We start from the raw sequence: 22,708 nt of genomic DNA on the forward strand, positions 1-22,708 counted from the left end.
GTTTTACTCTTTTCCAAATGCTTTTCTAATCTTTTTTTTTGCCTTAGCTTAACTTACTGGTAACCTGATTGAAAAAAAATAAATAGCGAATAATAATCGAGCATATTTAACAATGGCACTCTTCGCTATTTTTAACACAAAAGCTAAAAATTTCCATTAGGGATAGCAGCGATATCCTTTTTTTGAAGAATGAAAAAAAAGATAAAGCGAATAGCCCGGCCAAACTCTTTCTTCCGAAAGAGTTTGGAAATGGCCTACAAAGAAAATACAATTTTAAGCTTTTTAACAGTTGATAAGAAAAGTTTTTGTGGAGATATACTATCTTCGTACTATAAATTAGTAAAAACATTAATTCTCTAAGAGTGACAAACAGACTTGTTATTATACCGACATACAACGAAAAGGAAAATATTGAAGCTATTATAAGAAAAGTATTTTCGCTGAGTACTGCTTTTGATATATTAATAATAGAGGACAATTCTCCTGACGGTACTGCTCAAATAATAAAGAAATTACAAAAAGAATTTACGGCTCTTCATATTATTGAAAGAAAAGGTAAGTTAGGTTTAGGAACTGCATATATTACTGGTTTTAAATGGGCATTGGAAAATAAATATGAATATATTTTTGAGATGGATGCAGATTTTTCGCACAATCCTGAAGATTTAATTCATTTATATGATGCTTGTGCAAATAAGGGTGGCGATATGGCCATAGGTTCGCGATATGTTTCTGGAGTAAATGTTGTAAATTGGCCTATGGGTAGAGTTTTAATGTCGTATTTTGCCTCGAAATATGTTCGTATTGTTACGGGCATGAAGATTCATGATGCTACTGCTGGCTTTAAGTGCTATACCAGAAAAGTATTAGAGACTATAGATTTAGATAAAATTAGATTTAAAGGTTATGCTTTTCAGATTGAAATGAAGTTTACGAGCTGGAAATTTGGCTTCAATATTATTGAAGTACCAATTATATTTACGGATCGTACGGAAGGAACATCGAAAATGAGTGGTGGAATATTTAATGAAGCCGTTTGGGGAGTGATAAAAATGAAATTGAGAAGTTTTTTTAGAAAATACGAGAGATAAATTTTAAATAAAGTAAGCTTAGAAAATAAATAGTATAACAGGCATTTCCTAACTTAGTATATTTAATTGTTACAAAACTAAACAACCAACATGTCGATTTATTTAATTAAAAATGCCTTAATAATTAATGAAGGCAAAAAATTCGCTGGAAGTGTTCTGGTAAAAAATCAAATAATCGAAGAAATTTTTACTTCGGAACCAGAAGTATGTGATAAAAATTGGAAAATTATTGATGCAGGTGGAAAGTTACTAATCCCTGGTGTGATTGATGATCAGGTTCATTTTCGGGATCCGGGAATGCCACAAAAGGGAGATTTATATACTGAATCGAAAGCTGCTGTAGCCGGAGGAACTACTTCGTTTATGGATATGCCAAATGTGAAACCACAAACCATTACTCAGGAGTTGCTTACAGAAAGATATAGGTTAGGTGCTGAAAAATCAATGGCAAATTATTCTTTCTATATGGGTGCTACCAATAATAATCTTAAAGAAATTTTAAAAACGGACCCTAAAACTGTTTGCGGAATTAAAATTTTTATGGGATCGTCGACTGGAAACATGTTGGTAGATGATGTTGAAACTTTATCGCAGATATTTGAAAAAGCTCCCTTACTAATTGCTACGCATTGTGAGGATAGCCCAATGATTGATAAAAATCAGGCAGAATATTTGAAAAAATATGGCGAAGATATCCCAATGGAATATCATGGTAAAATTAGAAGTGCCGAAGCTTGTTACAAATCATCGTCGAAGGCAATAAAATTGGCTAAAAAGTACAATACAAGATTACATATTCTTCACTTATCGACTGGAATGGAAATGGAATTATTTGACAATTCTATTCCTGCAAAAGAAAAAAGAATTACATCTGAAGTTTGTATTCACCATTTGTGGTTTAATGATAAGGATTACCTTGAAAAAGGGTCGAGAATTCGCTGGAACCCAGCTATTAAAACTAAGGAAGATCAGGAAAAACTTTGGAAAGCTTTATTGGATGACAGATTAGATGTGATTGCAACAGATCACGCTCCACATACCGAAGAAGAAAAAGATGGTAATTATTTGAATGCTGCAGGTGGTGGTCCTTTGGTACAACACTCACTGGTTGCAATGATGGAACAGGCACGCATGGGAAAAATAAAAATGGAAAAAGTAGTTGAAAAAATGTGCCACACTCCTGCTGAAATTTTCCAGGTTGAAAAACGTGGCTTTATCCGTAAAGGATATTTTGCCGATTTGGTTCTTTTAAGTGAAGACGATTGGACTGCCACAAAAGAAAATACCTTATATAAATGCGGCTGGACTCCTTTCGATGGTCAGAAATTCCAATATAAGGTTGAAAAAACTTTTGTGAACGGACATTTGGTTTACGATAAGGGTAAATTTAATGAAAGTAATAAGGGTATGAGGTTGACTTTTGAGAGATAATTTTTTATCCTCTAGCCAGATGGGCTTTTACTTTCTCCATTGATGAGAAAGTAAGCAAAGAATCTAGGGCGTGTAAGCACAAACTTCTTCTACTTGATAACTTTAAGTGCGGCGGGATGATCTTCGAACAAGTTCTCAGCTTCCCCATCTTTCTAAAAGTTTTCTGCGTACAAAAAGCTTGCCCTTCCAATGCCCATCATCCCTAGTGTATTTATTTCTTAAGTTTTAATTCACATTACAAAATGACTAAATACATTTATAAAATAACAGCTCTAATTTTTTCGGGGCTGTTTTTATTTTCTTGCGAATCTCAGCAAAAACAAGAATTATTCCAGGGCGAAACTATTGCTAAGCCAATTATTTATGAGGTCATAATTAAAAATCCTGATCCTGAAAATGAATGGAAAGATGAATGCCTTGCCAATACAAACTCAGATAAACTTGTAAAGGATATTTTAAATGCTGTTTTAAAAGAAAAACTACAAGCATTTGATTATTACGATAATCATGAATTAAGCTTATCGGAAATTGAACTGATTATAGAAGAAAACAAGCTATCGGATAGAACCGGAACCATACAGTTTGAGGAAGATTGGTATTGGGATAAAAACAAGCTTAAGCTAAGAAAAGAAGTAAGAAAAATAATGTTTGGCTATGAAATTTATGACAATCTGGGAAAACTAAGGGGATACAAAGCAAGTTTTGTAATTGATATGTGTACAAAGTAAATAATTGAGTGTATTGTTGTAAAATTTCTAATTATTTTTGCACAAAATTTTCGAATCATAAATCCTCTTGATTCCTGATAATCATATCTTGATATTTAAAAAATGAAAGTACTATTTATAGATTCAACCCATCCTCGTTTGTTAGAAATGTTACAGGATGCCGGTTTTGATTGCACTTATGCTCCAGAAAAAAACAAAGAAGAATTGTTGAAACTATTTCCTGAATTCGATGGTTTTATTATTCGTAGTAAATTTAAACTTACCAAAGTAGAGTTGAGTTTAGCTACAAAGCTAAAATTTATTGGTAGAGTTGGAGCAGGACTGGAAAATATTGATCTTGACTTTGCTGAAAGCAAAGGAATTAGATGTTTTAATGCCCCCGAAGGAAACCGCGATGCGGTTGGAGAACATGCGGTTGGAATGCTTTTAAGTTTATTCAATAATTTATGCCGTTGCAATTGGGAGGTAAGAAATGGAAAATGGCGCAGAGAAGAAAACCGCGGAATAGAGATTAAAGGCAAAACCGTTGGAATTATTGGCTATGGAAACATGGGTGGTGCTTTTGCTCAACGTTTAAAGGGTTTTGGCTGCAAAGTAATTGCCTACGACAAATACAAATTCGATTACTCAGATGAATTTTGTGAAGAAAAACAATTGGAAGATTTATTTAAGCAATGCGATATTTTGAGTTTGCACGTTCCGCAAACCGAAGAAACAATGTTTATGGTAAACGATGAGTTTTTGAAAAAGTTCGAAAAACCAATTTACCTGATTAATACTGCACGCGGAAAAGTTGTAAAGATTGCCGATTTGGTTAAAAATCTGGAATCAGGACAAGTAAAAGGAGCTTGTTTGGATGTACTGGAATTTGAGAAAACCTCGTTCGAAGATTTACATGCTTCGGAATTGCCTGCGGAATTTCAATATTTAATTGAATCGGAACAAGTTCTGCTTAGTCCGCATGTTGGTGGCTGGACTCACGAATCGAACATTAAACTTTCAGAAGTTATAGCTCAAAAAATAATTGATGAGTTCGCTTCCTAAAACAAAATATTACAAACTAAAAAAAGCTCTCGTTCTTAAAGAAAGAGGTTTTTTTTTAGTTTTATCTTATTTTAATATACTGCGTTTTGATCATCGAATTTTACAACAAATTTTTTAAACTGATCTGCCAAATCGTACAAAATTTCAATTTTTGAATCATCTACAAACCAATCTTGAGTAGAATAAATTCCAAAATGAGAATGTTCTTTTAATCCTGGAACAAAATCGAGATTCACCATGTTTACTCCAACTCTTAACCTAAAATCAAAATTAAAAACCTTAAGTATTAGATCGTGAATTTTGGGATTTTTAAAAATCCTATTTGTCCCAATAGCATCAAATGCATCGAATACAACCTGAGAATCGAATTTATTCGTTCCTGTTTTGTAGCCTTTATTTTTAGAAAAAAAGTTCATTTTATCGAGAATGTCCTTTTTACGTAAACAAACTCTTATTGATTTAGAAAGAGGTATTGGAAAAAACACTCCACTAAATATGGATTGCCTATCGAAACGGCGGGAATCACCAAAACAAGCAAAATAGGTATTTGCTAATCTATTTTCGGGTATATACAAAAGTCGGCGATGATAAGTTACCGGATGAAGCGCATTAGAAGGATAAGCTTGCTCGATAAAATCAACCACGTGATCTGTTTTATTCGCAAATTCACTTAATTTCTGAATGGTAGTTTTTTCTTTTTCCATATCGTACAAATCAACTGTGTGCTTCTAATATTATTTTCATTGTCTTTCAACCTGTATTTCAATGTGTTAAATTAGCACAAAAACTATTAAGAAGCAAAATCAATTAATGCATAGTTATTAACAATATTAGCATTAGGAATAAAAAAAACTACTATTGCGAAGTATTAAAAACTCTTATTCATTTAATTTTAAAAACCATAAGCCATGCCAATACCAAAATAATGGTAAGCCTCATCGGTTAATTCTATTTCTGTTTCCATAATTAAAGACCAGCCGTTACCAACTGATACTCTAATACCAATTGGCAGCCATAGCGGAATTTTTGTTTCATCGTCCAGAACAATATCCATATCTAAACCAGTAATTAATTTTGTTCCCGAAGCAAGAGGTATGGTAACATTTGCGGTTCCGTCTAATCCAAAATCATGAAAATGATGGACACCTGCCGATAAAGATAAATTCTTACTAATTCCGAATTCGATATCTCCACCATAATAATTTTCATCACCAAAAGCTCCTACTTTTGCACCAACATCGATGTTGCGTCCTACACCTACTCCGGCATGAAAAAACATTTGAAAATCTGTGGTTCCATCATAAACAAGTAAAGATGGTTCGAAACCAATGGCTGCTTCTCCACTTCTTAAAACTCCTGATGTATTAAAAATTTGCGCATTGGAAAGCATACTTCCAAAAACCATTACTAATAGAATAATTCCTTTTTTCATTTAGTCTTTTGTTTATAATTCTCTTCTTAAACTAATATATAACTTGATTTATTGCCAATAAGTAAAATAAAAAAATCCCTCTCCATAAAGTATGGAAAAGGATTAATATCATTTAGATCGGCATAAACTTATAAAAGCTTTTTTAATAAATTGCTTTTGCAATATCTCGTACACAATTCGAAGCCATTAAAGTATAAAAATGCAAGGAAGGAACACCGTGTTTAATCAATTCTTTTCCTTGTTCGATACCCCATTCTACACCAACCTGCTTCACATCATCGTTGGTTTTACATTTTCGAACCTCGGCAGCTAAAGCTTCAGGAATATCGGTTTTAAAGATCTGCGGAAGGACTGTTAACTGGCTTAAAGCCGATATTGGTTTTATTCCTGGAACAATGGGCACTGTAATTCCTGCTGCTCGCACTCTTTTCTCAAAGTCGAAAAACTTCTGATTATCGAAAAACATTTGCGTTACAATATAATCAGCACCAGCATCAATTTTCTTTTTTAAATAATAAATATCCGAATCTAAATTAGGTGCTTCCTCATGTTTTTCGGGATATCCGGCTGTGCCGAAAGAAAAAGGAGTTGTAAAAGGCTCAACATGAGTGCCATCTAGAAAATCACCATTATTAATATCCTTAACCTGATTTATTAAATCCAAAGCATACTTGTGTTCTCCTCCATTTTTAACAAAATCGTGACGAGAAGAAGAATCTCCGCGCAATAATAATAAATCGTGAATATCCAGGAAATTTAAATCGAGTAAGGCATTTTCGGTTTCTTCGGGAGTAAATCCGTTACAAATTACATGAGGAACCACTGTAATTTTATATTCGTTTTTTATTGCAGCCGCAACAGCAACTGTACCCGGACGCTTACGAGTAACTTTTTTCTCAAAACCTCCATTTTTCGATTCCACAAATACAACCTCATCGCGATGAGCCGTAATATTAATATATTTAGGATCGAACTCCTTTAGCTTTTCAATGGTATTAAAAACTTTATATATGCTGTTTCCTCTTAAAGGTGGCAACAATTCAAAAGAGAAGTGTGTGGTTTTATTCTCGATTGCCTGATTTAAATGTTCGATTACTTTCATTGGTTAATTATAGATTTGAGATGTTAGAAATGAGATTTGAGAAAATATTTTGCAAATTATTCTCTCCTAAATTCTATCAATCTGTTTTTATTGTAAAATTGAAGTTAGCAATTTTCTTGCTTTATCTTCTGATATCCCTTTGCGTTCAGCATAATCTTTCAATTGATCTTCTTTTATTTTATCGATAGAAAAATAAATGGCTTCGGGATGAGCAAAAATTAGTCCGCTTACGGATGCTGCTGGATACATTGCAAAATTCTCGGTTAATGTTGCACCGATATTTTTTTCTACATCCAGAAAATCCCAAAGAACTTCCTTTTCGGAATGTTCCGGTAAAGATGGATATCCAAAAGCAGGACGAATTCCCTGATATTTTTCTCTAAGCATCTCTTCCATTTCCAAGCTTTCTTCTTTTGCGTATCCCCAATCCTCTTTACGGATTTGCTCGTGAAGCAGCTCGGTGTAAGCTTCGGCTAAACGATCGGCTAATATTTTAATCATTATGCTGTTGTAATCATCATGATTTTCGGCAAATTTTTTCAGGCTTTTCTCAATCCCTAGTCCGGCAGTTACAACAAAGGCACCAATATAATCTGTCTTTCCCGATTCTAAAGGAGCTACAAAATCGCTCAAACACAAGCTACTTAAGCCTTTTGCAAATTTTTCCTGCTGACGAATCTGAGTAAATCGAGTTAACTCTTTGTTTTTCTCCTCATTGGAATATAAAACAATATCATCGCCTACAGCATTAGCTGGGAAAAGCCCATAGACAGCACTTGCCTCTAATAAATTTTCTTTCTCTATTTGGTCCAGCATTTTATTGGCATCGTCGAATAACTTTTTGGCCTCATCCTTCAAATCCGGATCCGACATAATTTCGGGATACATACATTTTAGCTCCCAGGCAACAAAGAAAAAGGTCCAATCGATATATTTACGAATCTCATTAACTGAGAAATTTTTCTGAACCTGTAGTCCTGTTTTGTTGGGCCTATAAATAGGTGAAGTATTCCAGTCTATTGCTTCCTTGTTTGCTCTGGCTTCGCTCAAGCTATAATATTCTGCCGGTTTTTCATTAGCATGTTCTTCTCTAACTTTCTGATAGTCATCCTTAATTTTCGAAAGAAAATCACCACGCTTATTTTTATCGCAAAGCTGTTTAAAAATACCAACCGATTTAGAGGCATCGGTAACATGTACAACTCCATGCTGATAATTTGGCTCTATCTTAACAGCTGTGTGTAATACCGATGTTGTTGCTCCTCCTACCACTAAAGGAATATCGAATCCTTCGCGTTTCATTTCTTCGGCAACAAAGCACATTTCTTCGAGCGAAGGAGTAATTAAACCACTTAATCCGATGGCATCGACATTTTCACGCCTGGCTACTTCTAAAATTTGCGAACAAGGAACCATAACGCCCAAATCGATCACCTCAAAATTATTACAACCTAAAACAACATCAACAATATTTTTACCAATATCGTGAACATCACCTTTAACAGTAGCCATTAATATTTTTCCGGCATTTTTAGCATCGGTTAAACTATTCTTTTCTTCTTCGATAAATGGTTGAAGATAAGCAACGGCCTTTTTCATTACCCTAGCCGATTTTACAACCTGAGGCAAGAACATTTTTCCGTCTCCAAATAGCTCACCTACTATATTCATTCCATCCATTAATGGTTGTTCGATTACATCCAGTGCACGAGGATAATTTTTTCTGGCTTCTTCAACATCCTCATCGATATAATCGGTAATTCCTTTTACCAATGAATAAGATAAACGATCTGCACATGATTTTTCTCTCCAGGCATCTACTTTTGCCTGCGATTTTCCTTCCGACTTTAATCCTTCGGCAAATTCTATGAGCACTTCGGTTGCATCTGCTTTACGATTCAACACCACATCTTCTACCTTTTCTAATAATTCTGGTTCTATTTCATCGTAAATCTGCAACATTCCCGGATTAACAATTCCCATATCCAAACCTTCTTTTATGGCATGATACAAGAATACCGAATGCATTGCTTCCCGAACCGTATTGTTTCCACGAAAAGAGAAAGATAAATTACTTATTCCTCCACTAATTTTAGCATAAGGTAAATTGGCTTTAATCCATTTTACGGTCTTTATAAAATCTACAGCATAATTATTGTGCTCTTCTATTCCTGTAGCAATGGCCAATACATTAGGATCGAAAATGATATCTTCGGGTGCAAAACCCACTTTTTCGGTTAATATTTTATAGGCTTTACCGCATATTTCTATTCGACGCTCGTAAATATCGGCCTGACCTTTTTCATCGAATGCCATTACTACAGCAGCAGCTCCATATCGCTTTATTTTCGTAGCATATTTAATAAACTCCTTTTCTCCTTCTTTTAAGGATATGGAATTTACAATACTTTTTCCCTGTACGCATTTTAAGCCAGTTTCTAAAACAGACCATTTCGATGAGTCGATCATTACCGGAACACGAGAAATTTCGGGTTCGGACACCAATAATTTCAGGAATACATCCATTTCTTTTTCAGCGTCCAACATGGCATCATCCATGTTTACATCAATAATTTGAGCCCCATTTTCAACCTGAGAACGAGCAATAGAAAGAGCTTCTTCGTATTTTTCTTCACGAATTAGGCGAGCAAATTTACGCGATCCTGCAACATTGGTACGTTCTCCAACATTCACAAAATTACTTAGGGAATTAATTCGTAACATCTCCAATCCGCTTAAACGAGTTTCGTTCTCGACCACCGGAATTTTTCTGGGTGATGCATTTTTTACTGCAACGGCCAAAGCTTTAATATGCTCTGGGCGCGTTCCACAACAACCACCAACAATATTAATTTTCTTTCCTTCGAGCAATTCTCCTAAATCGCTTCGCATGGTTTCGGGTGTTTCATCGTATTCTCCCAACTCGTTAGGTAAACCCGCATTAGGATAAACACTCACATAAATAGGTAGTAAATTATCTAACTGCTGAATAAATGGCACCAAATCTTTTGCTCCAAAAGCACAATTTAAACCAATACTCAGTAATCTGTCGTTTTTCATGGAAGTAACAAAAGCCTCTAATGTTTGACCCGAAAGAGTTCTTCCACTTTTATCGGTAATGGTTCCTGAAATCATAATTGGAATCTCCAAGTTTCTCTCTTCCATTATCTGATCGGCAGCAAAAACGGCTGCTTTGGCATTCAGCGTATCAAAAATAGTTTCGATCAATAAAACATCTACTCCTCCATCTAACAATCCTTTTATCTGATCAGAATAAATAAGAACCAAATCATCAAAACCAACATCACGATATCCCGGATCTTCAACCTTTGGCGACATGGAAGTTGTTTTATTAGTTGGACCTATAGCACCAGCTACCCAACGATAGGTTTCCGGATCGAGCTGGTTCATTTCATTCACCGCATTGCGTGCAATTTTTGCCGATTGCACATTCAACTCATAAGCGAAATCCTGCATTCCATAATCTAATAAGGAAATGGCATTGGCATTAAAAGTATTGGTTTCTATAATATTAGCACCAGATTTTAAAAACTGAAGGTGAATATCCTTAATAATTTGCGGTTGAGTTAAACTCAATAAATCGTTATGACCTTTTTGATCATTCGAAAAATTGGCAAATCGTTCTCCTCTAAAATCAGATTCATTTAATTTATAAGACTGAATCATTGTTCCCATTGCTCCGTCTAACACCAAAATCTGTTTTTGTAAAACGTCCTGTATTTTTATGTTTTTTTGCTTCATTCTTCGTTTCTAATTTGCCACAGTTAGATATATTGCTGTATTGGTATTTTTTTGTTCCACAAGAACATGATGCTTCTGATAAATTTCCTCAATGGTAATCGGGTTATAATGTCTCACCGTAATTAGTTCTAAATCTTTACTAATATCAATTTCATATTTTTTTTCCAATTCTGAAATCAAATCATTAAAATTTCTTGATGAGCTATTGATACAAAAAGCAAAGCTAACGGCTGTATTTTGAGTAAAATTAAACTTAATGCGAAATTTTATTACCAGTGAAAATATAAAAACCAGATCTTTTTCACCAATAAATGAAAAATTTAAAGGTTTTAAGCTTACCATCACCTGTTTTTTCTTTACGATATAATTTGGCAACAATGGCTGAGCCTGTTCTCCTTTTGTAATTAAAGTCCCTTTTTGCGAAGGATCGATAAATGATTTTACCCAAAGAGGAATTTGTTTTGCCTGCAAAGGTTTAATTGTTTTTGGATGAATTACCCTTGCTCCATAGTACGATAACTCAATGGCTTCGTGATATGGGATTAAATCTAACTTGCTTGTTGTCTCGAAATAATCCGGATCGGCATTTAAAATCCCCAGCACATCCTTCCAAATTATCATCTTCTCGGCATCGAGTAAATGAGCCAGAATAGCCGCTGAATAATCCGAGCCTTCGCGACCTAATGAGGTTGTATTTCCTTTAGAATCGCTGGCAATAAACCCTTGTGTTACATACAAAGCAGCAGGCGAGGAAACAAATTTCGCATTGGCTTTCTCTTTCGATGATTCCCAATTGATATTTGCATCAATATAATTGTCATCTGAATCTAAACAGCTACGAATATCAATCCATTTATTGTTTTGCCCTATATCGTTCAAATAAGCCGAAATAATTGTTGTTGACAAAAGTTCTCCAAAACCTATCAGCTGATCGTATTCGAAATTAAATTGATTAGATGATGGTTTTGAAATTTTGGTTTTTAGCTCAATGAAAAGAGCTTTGATATCAGTAGCAAGAGTTGCAGGAATATGATCAAATAAATCATTAATTACCGAAGCGTGGTTATTCTCCAGTTGATTGTAAAATTCCCAAACATTATTACTTCCCAAGAAATAGGCATCCACAAGTTCTTCCAGCAAATTAGTAGATGTACCAATGGCCGAAATAACTACCGTAAGCGGGCGATTTGCCTTGCTTATGATATTGCAGATATTTTTAATGGCAGTTGCATTCTTTACCGAAACACCACCAAATTTATATATGATCATTTTTTTAGACTCTTAGATGTAAGATATTCGAATCAAGACAGACTATGCAGTTTTTTCACTACAGCTTACTCGTCACCTAAATAAGCCAGAAAAATATCTTTCCCTTTAATTTGATGACGAATTTTAATCAAATCGGAAAGGTTCAATTTTCCAATTACATAATTATAATCCTTACCCATAAGCGATTCGCTGATATCTTTAAAATGAAACAAAGCCAAATCTTCTTTATGGGTATATCTCAAATACACCTCAATATCCATATCATTGGTATAATTAAGGCCTCCATAATATTTTAGCTTCTTGTATTCATATTTGTAATTGTAAGCCAAAGCTGTAATGTCCGACAAAACTGCCGATCCTGTTGGATGCGCACCAGCTCCTTTTCCATACATAAACTGATTATCGTAAAAATTCCCCTGAATTAAAACTCCATTGTAATGACTCTCTACCGTATAAGCATGTTCTTCGGGCTTCACAAATTTTGGTGCTACCATTAAATTTACACAATCACCATTCACTTTAGACACCTTGCCCAGTAATCTTATTTTATATCCTTTTTGCGAGGCCAACTCAATATCTTTTGGCGATAAGTTAGAAATTCCAGAATTAAATACCTGATCGGGATGAACAAACAAGCCAAATCCATGCACTGTAAGAATTATCAACTTGTATAAAGTATCGAAGCCATCCACATCTGAAGTAGGATCGCTTTCGGCAAAACCTAAGTCCTGAGCTTGCTTAAGGGCAACATTATAATCTAAACCTTCATTAAAAATTTTGGTAAGAATATAATTCGACGAACCATTTAAAATACCACTTACCGATTGCAACAAATCATTATCGTAATACTCTTCTAAATTTCGGATAATTGGAATGCTGCCACAGGCTGAAGCCTCATATACAAACGAAACTTTATGCTGCCATTGTAATTGTATTAATTCCTCAATATGGTAAGCCAGCATTTTTTTATTAGCCGAAACAACATGCTTTCCGTTTTGCAAAGCTGTTTTTACAATCTGATAAGCTGCTTCTGCATCATCAATTAATTCTGCAACCACATTAATTTCCGGATCATTTAAAATATCATTCGGATCATAGGTTAATGTCTTGGTATCGATATCTCTTACTTTTCCTGCATCTCTAACACAAACTTTTACAATAGAAGCATCCAGGCCTTTGCTATTTTTAAGAACGTGAGCCAATCCGGATCCTACAACTCCATATCCGAAAACGCCAATTTTTAATTTATTACTCATTGATTTTTTTTGTGGTTAAGAAAGTTTTTAAAACTTGGGTTAATTGTTTTTGTTCTAACAAAAATCCATCGTGTCCATAAATCGATTTTATTTCCAAAAACTCAGCATTGGGTATATGATCTGCAATAAATCTTTGTTCGTTAATAGGAAATATCTGATCGGAATTTACTCCAATAACCAGGGTTTTCGATTTAATATGATGTAAAGCTGCTGCTAAACCATTTCTATTTCGTCCCATATCATGACTATCCATTATTTTAGAAAGATGCCAATATGAGTAAGCATTAAATCTTCTTGCCAGCTTTTCGCCCTGATATTGCTGATAGGAGCTGGCCCTAAAATTATCTATTTTTCCTTCTTCATTTTCCTGCTGGGAATGATCGTAGGTAGCATAAGTCCTGTAGCTCAGCAATGCTATTGATCTGGCAACGCGCATTCCATCAAGACCTGCATTATCATTCCACTCTTTCCAACTCGAATCAACCTCAATAGCCATTCGTTGCGATTCGTTAAATGCAATTCCCCAGGGAGAATGCTTGGCATTGGAAGCCAGAATTACCAGATTATCAAGTTTTCCATTTAACAGATAAGCCCATTCCATAGCTTGCATACCACCCAAAGAGCTGCCAATCATCATATTAATGCGATCGATATTTAAATGCTTTCTTAAAATCTCGTGAGCTGCCACAAGATCGCGAACTGTAAGCTGAGGAAAATCATGATAGTAAGACTGTCCTGTTTCAGGATTTTTAGAAAGAGGACCTGTGGTACCGTAACACGAACCTAAAAAATTAGCACATACAATAAAATAGTCCTTTGGATTAAAAAAATCATTTTCTCCAAAAAGACCAGCCCACCAATCAAAAACATCTGAATTTGCCGTTAAAGCATGACAAACCCAAATCACATTATTTCGCGCAGGATCATATTCCCCATAGGTGTGATAAGCAATGGTCAACTCCTTTAGGCTTTCGCCCGATTCAAGTTGCAAACCTTCTTTATGGATATAACAATTGGAATTCACAGATAATAGTTTTGTTTGTTGTTGTTTTGCAAAAATCACTTCGATAAATAAGCTAAAAGCCCCCAACTGGATTAATTGCTGCAACACAATTTCCCAATTGGGATCTAAATAAAAACTAATTAATTGTTTCTATATCAATTGCTTTTTCAACTGATTGTTTAATATCAGCTTTAATATCTTCGATATGCTCTATCCCAACTGAAATACGAAGTAAGCCAGGCTCAACACCTGAATCTTTTTGTTCCTTCAAGGATAACTGCTCATGAGTTGTAGAACTTGGATGAATAATTAGAGTTTTAGCATCGCCCAAATTGGCAACATGCGAAAGTAATTCTACCCCATCAACCAATTTATCGGCTACTTCTTTTCCCCCTTTTACCTTGAAAGTTAAAACCGAACCAGCACCTTTCTTAAAATATTTCTGTGCCCTTTCATAGTAAGGACTAGAAGGTAATCCAGGATAGTTAACTTTTTCTACCCAATCCTGCTCCTCTAACCATTTGGCCAAAGCAATTGTATTTTCAACATGACGATCTAAACGAAGCGATAATGTCTCCAATCCTTGTAAAAGCAGAAAAGAATTAAACGGACTTTGGCTACAACCATAATCTCTCAAGCCCTCTACTCTGGCACGAATAGCAAATGCAATATTTCCAAACGGTCCTTCCGATCCAAAAATATCCCAAAATACCAATCCATGATATCCTTCCGAAGGTTCGCTAAACTGAGGGAATTTTCCATTACCCCAATTGTAATTTCCACCATCAACAAGCACACCCCCAACAGCTGTTCCATGTCCGCAAATCCATTTGGTAGCAGACTCTACAACGATGTTAGCTCCATGCTCAATTGGACGAAACAAATAACCTCCTGCACCTAGTGTATTATCGACAATTAAAGGCAAGTCGTATTTCTTAGCTATGGCAGATACCTTTTCAAAATCGGGAATTGAAAATTTAGGATTTGGTAGCGCCTCTACATAAATCGCTTTTGTATTTTCATCGATTAAAGGAACAATTGTTTCAGGAAAATCGATATCAACAAACTTACATTGAATTCCTAATCGCTTAAACTGTACTTTAAACTGGTTATAAGTTCCACCATAAATTTGTGATGCGCTTATAAAATTATCACCCGACTCTAAAATATTGGTCAATGCTAAAAACTGAGCAGCTTGTCCCGAACCTGTTGCAACGGCGGCAACTCCACCTTCTAAAGCGGCAATTCTCTTTTCAAAAACATCGTTGGTAGGATTTTGCAAACGAGTATAAATATTACCAAATTCTTTTAATCCGAATAAATCGGCCGCATGCTTAGAATCGTTAAATGTATAAGCTGTAGTTTGATACAACGGAACAGCTCTTGAATTTGTAACTGTATCAACTTCTTGTCCTGCGTGTACTTGTAGTGTTTCGTATCTTAATTTATCTGACATAATGAATCTTTCTTTTAAAGTTGTCAACTAAAAAATAAGCCTTTTAGCAATCAAATGGCATTTGAATAAATACCCTATTGAAAATAACAACTTCGGATCTTAATCCTTGATTTAATTGTTCTTGGTTAATTATTTTGGAAACCGTAGTTTCTAATCTTCGCAAATTCAATTCTTAACAACTTCCAATTCTTCTGAAAGTTTAAAATATTTCAGATTTAATTGTACCAATCTGTATTCCTGAAAATCAGAAATACCTAAAATGAATAAGTTTGAATTTGAGTTCCCTGGTTCGGAGTTATTTTATACGCACCAGCATCTAAAAAATTGGGAAATATTCCAGACAGAATGCGTTACAGCATACGCATCATTCGTTGCATTCGTATCATAGTGGTTCTAGATACTAAAACTTGCAATTGAATGTTTTGCTCTTGTTGAGCCTGATTTGTGAGATTGTGAATTTCTGTCTTCTTCATGATCTTTTAATTTATATTCACCAATAATTAAATGGTCAGGATTTGACACCTTTCAGCTTTTAAATTTGCCGCGGTTGTCAGAAGGTCAACGAGCCTGTTCTCTTACTTCTTCTGTATAAATTAAAGATATCCTCCTGAGAGTATTACCTTAAATAACAAAAGCAAAGATAAGGAGGTTTTTTTAATCTCCAAATTAAAAGAGAAGACAGTCTTAAATTTATATCACAAAAATGCACAAAGTATACCTTATATTAGGAACAACTGATTTCTTTAATAAAAAATTAAAAACTTTATACAAAAAAATAAATTAATAGTTAATTAAATTACTGATAATAACACCAATATCTTCTAAATTTTATAAAAATAGATTTCTAATATTTGAAAAAATATTGTCTACGCAATCACAAACTGTGCAGTATCTCTGCTTCGTTGCTCCAATAAAATATCTTTTCCTTTAGTCATTCTCTCTACCGATTCCTGATTATGATGACGAATGGTAATCAACTCCAAAGCATCGTTATACTTAACTTCAAAATCGTGCGCAATTTCTTCTAGTAAAGTATCAAGTCTAGAACCTAAATCGTCTACACAAACAGAAAAACTAATTGCAGAATTCTGAATTAAATTCACCTTAACTTTATGTCTTGCAAAAAGTGAAAACAACATGCTTAAATTCTCCTCTAAAATAAAAGAGAAATTATTTGGACGAATCGAGATTAACACCTGATTTTCTTTACGAATATAAACAGGTAGCTGATTCTCCATTTTTTTTGAAGCAGTACTAATTAAAGTCCCATTTTTATTGTAATCGATAAAAGATCGTACCTGCAAAGGAATTTTCTTTTGTTTAATGGGCTGTATGGTTTTTGGATGAATTACCTTCGCTCCATAAAAAGCAAGTTCTATGGCTTCCTGATAAGAAATACGGTCTAGTTTCTTGGCATCATCAAGCCATTTTGGATCAGCATTCATAATTCCCGGAACATCTTTCCAAATGGATAACTCATCAACATCGAGAATATAAGATAAAATTGCAGCAGTATAATCGGAACCTTCGCGCCCCAAAGTTGTTGTAAGATTTGTGGTTGTTCCCCCTAAAAAACCTTGGGTAACATATACAAATGTACTGTTAAAGCTAAACGTTTTACTTACTAGTTTTTGCGACAAATCCCAATCTACTTTTCCCTCTCTATAGCTATTGTCCGTTTTCAGGCAAGTACGAATATCAACCCATTTATTAGGCGATCCGCTTAAACGCAAAAATTCCGAAACAATAGTCGTAGATAATAGCTCTCCAAAAGAAACAATCTGATCGTAATCAAAATCATAATCTAAACTTGGTTCTTTTTCTAAATAAGCTTCAAGCTGATTAAATATAACTTCAACCTTTTGATATACAACATCCTCTTTATTTGGAAATAAATCACTTACAATATTATTATGATATTCTTTTAAAGAATGAAGTTTGTGATTAAAATTATCATTTTTCGAAAAAAAACTATGACTTATTTCTTCGAGGGCATTGGTAGATTTCCCCATAGCCGAAAGTACAATTATGGTTTCATCTTTATAGGATTGCACAATTTTTACAAAATTCCTGACCCCCTCGGCACTATTGACCGAAGCCCCTCCAAATTTAAAAATGTTCATCGGGTTAGTATTTAAATTAAATTATCATTTTTTCGTTTAAAGAATGAAGTTAATAAATAAAGCTCTTTTCAAACAATAATTTTACAAACAAGATTTTATTTCGATTAAATTTTAAGAGTGCAGCTGTTTTTAATGAAATTACAGTCTTTTATTTCCACTCACATTTCTTATAAACAATACAAATTAAACATTAAGAAACTCCGTCGCCGTTAACGTTTGCAATAAGGGTTTGCCTTTAAATAAAAAAGCATAACTTTAAGCCACCAAATGAATGTAAACCAAAAGCTTTTTAAAAAATGACTGAACACAACAATGTTCAAACCCTCAATCAATTTATCATTGAGCGTCAGTCTGATCACCCCGGTGCAAAGGGAGAATTATCTCGTTTATTGCATCATGTTGGGGTTGCTGCTAAAATTGTAAACCGAGCCGTAAACAAAGCCGGTTTAGTTGATATTTTAGGCGCACAGGGAAATCAGAATGTTCAAGGGGAAGATCAGCAAAAACTAGATGTTTTTGCCGATACACACTTTATTGATGCCCTAAGGGCAAGTGGCGAATGTGCCGCTGTTGCTTCGGAAGAAAATGAAGACATCGTAATTTTCGACAATGAGCTAAGTAAAAACGGAAAATATGTTTTCTGCATGGATCCGCTTGATGGCTCATCGAATATTGATGTAAATGTTTCTATCGGAACAATATTTTCTGTTTTTGAGCGAATTTCTCCCCGCGGAGAATTGGCTACAATTAACGACTTTCTTCAGGAAGGGACCAAGCAAATTGCTGCCGGATATATTATTTACGGATCATCGACAATGCTTGTGTACACAACTGGTAGCGGAGTTAACGGTTTTACTCTTGATCCTTCGATTGGAGAATTTTGCCTATCACACCGTAACATTAAAACGCCAAAAACAGGAACTATTTATTCTATTAACGAAGGAAATTACATCAATTTCCCTTCGGGTGTTAAAAAGTACATTAAGTACTGTCAGGAAAAAGATGCACGAAGCAAGCGTCCCTACACTTCGCGTTACATTGGCTCTTTAGTTGCCGATTTTCATCGAAACCTACTTAAAGGTGGAATTTTTATTTATCCACAAACCAATAAAAACTCCAATGGTAAATTGCGTTTGATGTACGAATGTAATCCAGTAGCTTTTATTGCCGAACAAGCTGGAGGTTTAGCCACCGATGGTACTCAACGAATTATGGAAATTATTCCTGAAGAACTTCACCAACGTGTTCCGTTTTATACCGGATCGACCAACATGGTAAAGAAAACTGAAGAATTTTTACACTTCTTCAACAATATCTGAATGCGGATTTTCAGAAAAAAAATATAGAACACTACTAAAATAACAGCCACTTCTTGCATAGGAAGTGGCTGTTACTTTAATAAAGCTATTCATAAACCAAGCCTTAATTTGCACAAACAAAACAAACAGTATAATAGTATTCCTGAGCATAACTCGGTAAACATGACTTTAGGTAAAGTCCTATTTCCAAATCAACAAAACTCAAACATTTATAAGATTGGAATTTGAATATTGAAGCTTGGTTTCTGAATCTTTTCCCTAAATTTGCGTTTCAACAATAAAGAACAAGAATTTTGGAACTAAATCAGCTTACACAAATTTTCTCGGAACATCCGGCTCGATACAGCATTGACAAACATTTACAGGAAACATCCAAATTTCAATTACATTTGAAAGGCATAGTTGGTTCTTCGCTGTCACTATTGGTATCGGCCCTTAAAGAACAAAATAAACCACATCTTTTTATCTTAAATGATAAAGAGGAAGCCGCTTATTTTTATAACGATTTGTGTAATCTTATTGAGGAAAATTCTGTTCTGTTTTTTCCATCCTCGTACAAACGGTCGGTGCAATACGAAAAAACCGACAACTCTAATATTGTGCTAAGAGCCGAAACCCTAAACCGACTTAACTCAGCACTTAACCCGAGTTTTATAGTAACATTTCCAGAAGCAATTGTTGAAAAAGTAATTAGCAAAAACCAACTAAATGAAAACACTCTTAAAATTAAAGTTGGTGAAAAATTATCACCCGAATTTGTAGAAGAAATTTTAGTCAATTACGAATTTGAACGAGCCGATTTTGTAGTCGAACCCGGACAATTTTCAATTCGTGGTGGCATAATCGATATTTTTTCCTTTTCGGATAAACATCCTTATCGAATCGACTTTTTTGGCGAGGAAGTAGAATCTATTCGTATGTTTAATGTGGAAAATCAACTCTCTATTCAAAAACTAGACACCGTTGATATCATTCCAAATATTCAGGAAAATCTATTAAAAAACTCACGAATTTCTTTTCTGGATTTTGTTCCCAAAGAATCTCTATTTTGGTGTAAGAATGTACAATTTATCAGTGATCGTATTCAAGCAATCTATGAAAATACTATTGAGAAAGTTCCGCATTTAGAATTAGGTGAAGATACTGTCTCAACTAAAGATTATCTGATAAAAGGCATTGATTTTATCGATTTGCTAAACGAATTTTCATGTATCGAATTCGGACAAAAATTCTTTTTTCCAACACAAAACGAAATTCAGCTCAATCAATCGCCACAACCATCCTTCAACAAAAATTTCGATTTACTGGGCGAACATTTATTAAACAACAATGCTAAAGCCGAAAGCAATTATATACTCTCCGATAATCCTAAACAAATTGAGCGTATTCGCAACATTTTCGACGATAAAGGAATTGAAGTAGAATTTCAGGACGTAAATCAAACCCTGCACGAAGGTTTTTCTGACCAGGATTTAAGAATTTCCTGTTTCACTGATCATCAGATTTTTGACAGATATCATAAATTTAAACTAACTACAGCTACTGTTCACAAAGCCAAAGAAACAGTTACCCTTAAAGAAATTAACCGTTTACATCCTGGCGACTATATCGTGCACTCCGATCATGGAATTGGTCGTTTTGCGGGCCTTCAAAAAATCGATGTAAATGGAAAAGCTCAAGAAGCAATTCGCCTAATTTATAAAGACAACGATGTTCTGTTTGTAAGCTTACATTCTCTACATAAAATATCAAAATACAAAGGAAAAGATGGTTCGGCACCTAAAATTTACAAATTAGGAACCGGCGCATGGCAAAAATTAAAAGATAAAACCAAAAGTAAGGTTAAAGATATTGCCAAAGACCTAATCGCTTTGTATGCAAAACGAAAGGCTGAACGCGGATTTCAATTTAGTCCCGATTCCTACATGCAGCAGGAGTTAGAAGCATCTTTTATTTATGAAGATACACCCGACCAGGTGAAAGCTACCAAAGCCACCAAGGAAGGAATGGAATCGCCATTTCCTATGGACCGTTTGGTGTGTGGTGATGTAGGATTTGGAAAAACTGAAATTGCTATTCGAGCTGCTTTTAAAGCTGTAGCCGATAATAAGCAGGTTGCCATTCTAGTACCTACAACAATTTTGGCCTTTCAACATTATAAAACCTTTAGCGACCGATTAAAAAATTTTCCCTGCCGTGTTGATTACATCAGTCGTATGCGAAAACCAAAAGATCAGAAACAAATTCTGAAAAATATAAAGGCAGGACAAATTGATATATTAATAGGAACGCATCGTATTATTGGCAAAGATATTGACTTTAAAGATCTGGGATTACTTATTATTGATGAAGAACAAAAATTTGGAGTAACAGTTAAAGAGAAGCTAAAACAAATGAAAGTGAATGTAGATACATTAACATTAACGGCTACTCCTATTCCAAGAACGCTGCAATTCTCGTTAATGGGAGCTCGCGATTTGTCAATTATCAACACCCCACCGCCAAACCGCTACCCTATTGTTACCGAAATTCATAACCACAACGAAGATATTATCCGCGAAGCAATCTCATACGAGGTAGAGCGAAACGGACAGGTTTTCTTTATTCACAACCGGGTTCAAAATATAAAAGAAGTTCAGGATATGATTCACAGAACTGTTCCCGGTGTTTCAACAGTTGTGGCTCACGGACAAATGGATGGGCCTAAGCTGGAGAAAATTATGCTGGAATTTATTCGTGGCGATTACGATGTATTAATTGCCACAACGATTATCGAGTCGGGGCTCGATATTCCTAATGCCAATACTATTATTATTAATAATGGCCAAAACTTTGGTTTGAGTGAGCTGCATCAGCTACGCGGGCGCGTTGGCCGATCAAACAAAAAAGCTTTCTGCTATTTGCTAACACCACCAATGGAATCGATAACTCAGGAAGCTCGCCAAAGATTGCAGGCTATAGAAAACTTCTCGGAACTGGGAAGTGGTTTCAATATTGCCATGCAGGATTTAGATATCCGTGGAGCAGGTAATCTCTTGGGTGGAGAACAATCTGGTTTCATTACCGATATTGGATATGAAACCTATCAACGCATTTTGAATGAAGCAATGCTGGAATTAAAAGAAACCGAATTCAAAGATGTTTTTGCTGACGAAAAGAAAGAGGAAGAAAAAGATACTATACGATTTATTAGCGATTGTCAAATAGATACTGATTTAGAAATTCTTTTCCCCGAAGAATATGTAGAGAGTATTTCGGAAAGAGTCCGTTTGTACCGCGAACTGGATAATATTCAAACCAAAGAAGAAATTGAGAAATTTGAAATTCAGTTAAAAGACCGATTTGGAGACTTACCTGCTGCAAGTAAAGAATTACTGGATGTAGTTGAATTGCGCTGGCTGGCTCTCGATTTAGGAATTGAAAAGCTTATTCTAAAAAGCGGTAAACTCGTATTGTATTTTATTTCTAATCAGGATTCTCCATTTTATCAATCGCCGCAATTCAGCAAAGTCCTTCAATTTTTACAGGCACAAACTATTCCTTGTAAAATGCGCGAAGCAAAAAACAGATTAAGCCTTAGCTTCGATAGTGTTTCAAACATAAAATCGGCAAGTGAAATTTTAACAAAAATAGATGAATAACAAAAGCCGGGAAAATCCCGGCTTTTGCACATATTATTTACATTTTTTTAA

General features: G+C 34.8%; 16 protein-coding genes and 1 riboswitch. Of the genes, 6 read left to right on the forward strand and 10 right to left on the reverse strand.

Going from position 1 to position 22,708, the window contains the following annotated elements:
- The first annotated feature begins 362 nt into the window (after positions 1–362).
- The 4 genes from ACT3CE_RS18600 to ACT3CE_RS18615 all read left to right on the forward strand — a co-directional run bounded on the left by ACT3CE_RS18600 (position 363) and on the right by ACT3CE_RS18615 (position 4,294).
- A complete protein-coding gene (locus tag ACT3CE_RS18600) occupies positions 363–1,091 on the forward strand; it encodes a polyprenol monophosphomannose synthase (protein WP_444711266.1) in 729 nt (242 codons plus the stop codon).
- 90 nt (positions 1,092–1,181) lie between these two features.
- Complete coding sequence (locus tag ACT3CE_RS18605; RefSeq protein WP_444711267.1) at positions 1,182–2,522, forward strand: dihydroorotase; 1,341 nt, start codon at positions 1,182–1,184, stop codon at positions 2,520–2,522.
- Positions 2,523–2,764: 242 nt separating this feature from the next.
- Positions 2,765–3,250 carry a hypothetical protein gene (locus ACT3CE_RS18610; RefSeq protein ID WP_444711268.1) on the forward strand — a complete coding sequence of 162 codons (486 nt, stop codon included), beginning with the start codon at positions 2,765–2,767 and terminating at the stop codon, positions 3,248–3,250.
- Between the two features lie 102 nt (positions 3,251–3,352).
- A complete protein-coding gene (locus ACT3CE_RS18615; RefSeq protein WP_444711269.1) occupies positions 3,353–4,294 on the forward strand; it encodes a 2-hydroxyacid dehydrogenase in 942 nt (313 codons plus the stop codon).
- 71 nt (positions 4,295–4,365) lie between these two features.
- Here the strand turns inward: ACT3CE_RS18615 and ACT3CE_RS18620 are convergent, their stop codons facing one another.
- The 10 genes from ACT3CE_RS18620 to ACT3CE_RS18665 all read right to left on the reverse strand — a co-directional run bounded on the left by ACT3CE_RS18620 (position 4,366) and on the right by ACT3CE_RS18665 (position 17,697).
- Positions 4,366–4,998, reverse strand: coding sequence for a hypothetical protein (locus tag ACT3CE_RS18620; protein ID WP_444711270.1), 633 nt, complete (start codon positions 4,996–4,998; stop codon positions 4,366–4,368).
- A 188-nt stretch (positions 4,999–5,186) separates the two neighbouring features.
- A complete protein-coding gene (locus ACT3CE_RS18625) occupies positions 5,187–5,726 on the reverse strand; it encodes a hypothetical protein (RefSeq protein ID WP_444711271.1) in 540 nt (179 codons plus the stop codon).
- Positions 5,727–5,868: 142 nt separating this feature from the next.
- Positions 5,869–6,828, reverse strand: coding sequence for a methylenetetrahydrofolate reductase [NAD(P)H] (gene metF / locus ACT3CE_RS18630; protein WP_444711272.1), 960 nt, complete (start codon positions 6,826–6,828; stop codon positions 5,869–5,871).
- Between the two features lie 87 nt (positions 6,829–6,915).
- Positions 6,916–10,590, reverse strand: coding sequence for a methionine synthase (gene metH / locus ACT3CE_RS18635; protein WP_444711273.1), 3,675 nt, complete (start codon positions 10,588–10,590; stop codon positions 6,916–6,918).
- A gap of 9 nt (positions 10,591–10,599) precedes the next feature.
- Entirely contained in the window at positions 10,600–11,859 is a 1,260-nt protein-coding gene (locus tag ACT3CE_RS18640) for an aspartate kinase (RefSeq protein ID WP_444711274.1), read from the reverse strand.
- Between the two features lie 65 nt (positions 11,860–11,924).
- Entirely contained in the window at positions 11,925–13,115 is a 1,191-nt protein-coding gene (locus ACT3CE_RS18645) for a homoserine dehydrogenase (RefSeq protein WP_444711275.1), read from the reverse strand.
- Positions 13,108–14,226: a homoserine O-acetyltransferase family protein gene (locus tag ACT3CE_RS18650; RefSeq protein WP_444711276.1), complete on the reverse strand. Its 1,119-nt coding sequence runs from the start codon at positions 14,224–14,226 to the stop codon at positions 13,108–13,110. Before ACT3CE_RS18650 ends, ACT3CE_RS18645 begins: the two co-directional genes overlap by 8 nt.
- 28 nt (positions 14,227–14,254) lie before the next feature.
- On the reverse strand, positions 14,255–15,574 hold the full coding sequence (locus tag ACT3CE_RS18655; protein ID WP_444711277.1) for an O-acetylhomoserine aminocarboxypropyltransferase/cysteine synthase family protein: 1,320 nt from the start codon (positions 15,572–15,574) through the stop codon (positions 14,255–14,257).
- 350 nt (positions 15,575–15,924) lie between these two features.
- On the reverse strand, positions 15,925–16,047 hold the full coding sequence (locus tag ACT3CE_RS18660; RefSeq protein WP_320117229.1) for a hypothetical protein: 123 nt from the start codon (positions 16,045–16,047) through the stop codon (positions 15,925–15,927).
- Between the two features lie 8 nt (positions 16,048–16,055).
- Positions 16,056–16,169, reverse strand: a riboswitch (SAM riboswitch).
- 271 nt (positions 16,170–16,440) lie between these two features.
- Complete coding sequence (locus ACT3CE_RS18665) at positions 16,441–17,697, reverse strand: aspartate kinase (RefSeq protein ID WP_444711278.1); 1,257 nt, start codon at positions 17,695–17,697, stop codon at positions 16,441–16,443.
- Between the two features lie 296 nt (positions 17,698–17,993).
- On the opposite strand from ACT3CE_RS18665, the gene fbp reads away from it, so the two are divergent.
- Complete coding sequence (fbp, locus tag ACT3CE_RS18670) at positions 17,994–19,016, forward strand: class 1 fructose-bisphosphatase (RefSeq protein ID WP_320117231.1); 1,023 nt, start codon at positions 17,994–17,996, stop codon at positions 19,014–19,016.
- A gap of 293 nt (positions 19,017–19,309) precedes the next feature.
- Positions 19,310–22,657, forward strand: coding sequence for a transcription-repair coupling factor (gene mfd / locus ACT3CE_RS18675; RefSeq protein ID WP_444711279.1), 3,348 nt, complete (start codon positions 19,310–19,312; stop codon positions 22,655–22,657).
- Positions 22,658–22,708: the final 51 nt, after the last annotated feature.

It is taken from the genome of Marinifilum sp. RC60d5 (assembly GCF_052400665.1).
GTDB lineage: Bacteria > Bacteroidota > Bacteroidia > Bacteroidales > Marinifilaceae > JBQTGK01.

Coding starts and splice junctions, on each gene's coding strand:
- ACT3CE_RS18605 (WP_444711267.1), top strand. CDS start 1,182: ATGTCGATTTATTTAATTAAAAATGCCTTAATAATTAATGAAGGCAAA.
- ACT3CE_RS18610 (WP_444711268.1), top strand. CDS start 2,765: ATGACTAAATACATTTATAAAATAACAGCTCTAATTTTTTCGGGGCTG.
- ACT3CE_RS18615 (WP_444711269.1), top strand. CDS start 3,353: ATGAAAGTACTATTTATAGATTCAACCCATCCTCGTTTGTTAGAAATG.
- ACT3CE_RS18620 (WP_444711270.1), bottom strand. CDS start 4,998: ATGGAAAAAGAAAAAACTACCATTCAGAAATTAAGTGAATTTGCGAAT.
- ACT3CE_RS18625 (WP_444711271.1), bottom strand. CDS start 5,726: ATGAAAAAAGGAATTATTCTATTAGTAATGGTTTTTGGAAGTATGCTT.
- metF (WP_444711272.1), bottom strand. CDS start 6,828: ATGAAAGTAATCGAACATTTAAATCAGGCAATCGAGAATAAAACCACA.
- metH (WP_444711273.1), bottom strand. CDS start 10,590: ATGAAGCAAAAAAACATAAAAATACAGGACGTTTTACAAAAACAGATT.
- ACT3CE_RS18640 (WP_444711274.1), bottom strand. CDS start 11,859: ATGATCATATATAAATTTGGTGGTGTTTCGGTAAAGAATGCAACTGCC.
- ACT3CE_RS18645 (WP_444711275.1), bottom strand. CDS start 13,115: ATGAGTAATAAATTAAAAATTGGCGTTTTCGGATATGGAGTTGTAGGA.
- ACT3CE_RS18655 (WP_444711277.1), bottom strand. CDS start 15,574: ATGTCAGATAAATTAAGATACGAAACACTACAAGTACACGCAGGACAA.
- ACT3CE_RS18660 (WP_320117229.1), bottom strand. CDS start 16,047: ATGAAGAAGACAGAAATTCACAATCTCACAAATCAGGCTCAACAAGAG.
- ACT3CE_RS18665 (WP_444711278.1), bottom strand. CDS start 17,697: ATGAACATTTTTAAATTTGGAGGGGCTTCGGTCAATAGTGCCGAGGGG.
- fbp (WP_320117231.1), top strand. CDS start 17,994: ATGACTGAACACAACAATGTTCAAACCCTCAATCAATTTATCATTGAG.